Source organism: Bradyrhizobium sp. SHOUNA76 (assembly GCF_023006445.1).
Lineage (GTDB): Bacteria > Pseudomonadota > Alphaproteobacteria > Rhizobiales > Xanthobacteraceae > Bradyrhizobium.
This window is the reverse complement of record NZ_JALBHA010000955.1, coordinates 1-1,041: the sequence shown is the minus strand read 5'-3', so window position 1 is coordinate 1,041 and position 1,041 is coordinate 1. Positions and strand designations below refer to the sequence as shown.

Sequence of the window (1,041 nt, the reverse complement as noted above, 5' to 3'; positions counted from 1 at the left end):
GGCGGCTCCGGCTCGGGCGCCGGTGGTTCGGCGATGATCTCCGCCACAGGCTCGGGGCTGTCCGCCGCGATCGTCTCGCGCTCGCGTTCGAGCCGTTCGGACAATTGCCGCGCGAGCTCGTTGAACGCGCTGTTCTCGATCGGCGTCAGCGTCGGCGATCTCTGGTCACCTTGTGACCTGACATCGCCGTGCGGGCGGAACGGCACGACATTTGGAGGCGTTTCCAAGGGAGGCTCCACGGGCGTTTCCACTGGCGTGTCCGGTTCGGTTGGATGTGAATTCGCGTCGCTTGTGGGTTCGTGCAGTTCGGGTTCGGGTGTTGGCTCAGGCTCGGGTGCGGGCGGCTCGATCGGCGGAGGCGGCGGTTCGGCCAGCAGCTCGAAACGCCTGAGCGAATCGAGCCGGTTGAGGGCGTCGAGATCGCGGCAGACGCCGAAGCCTTTGAAGCCGGCGAAATTGCGCGACTGGTCGTAAGTTGGCAGGCCCGCGAGTTCGACCGGCAGAGGCGCGCCGCCGTCAGTCGGCCAGTTCACGGTGATCCCGGCCCAGGTGTCGTGGCTCGCCAGCGCCTGGGCGACGCGACCATCAGGGTCGAGCGAGAATGTTTCGGCGATCTCGCGCCAGGGGCGGCCGAATCCGGCGGCGGTGTGCGCGCCGATCAGGCGGATGAATTCGTCGGAGAGAAGCACAAAGCGGCCCTCTGCATCCATCTGCCAGAGGAAGCGCAGCGGATGCTGACGCGGTGCGGGCGGCTCTTGGCTCAACGAGGCTTGGCCCGACGGCGGCTCAACCATGCCTGGTGTGATCGGCGCAGCCTGCGGCGACACAATGGCTGCTGGCGGGTTTTCAACCGGAGTTTTGGCCGCCGCTTCGCCCGTCTGGTCGTGCGCCGGCTCTCGAACAGTCTCCTCGACCGCGTCCTGAATCGCTGCCGCTTGCTGCGGTTCGCCCGCGATCGTCGCGCTGGTCGCGGGCGCCTCGCCCGGCTCCGCGAACGCGTCGAACAAGGCGATGCCTTCGGGTGCGTGCGATGGCGGTGGC

At 68.1% G+C, this 1,041-nt stretch carries 1 pseudogene; it reads right to left on the bottom strand.

The features are described 5' to 3' along the window. A pseudogene (locus MOV74_RS38915) lies at positions 1–1,041 on the bottom strand (PAS domain-containing sensor histidine kinase); the annotation flags it as partial.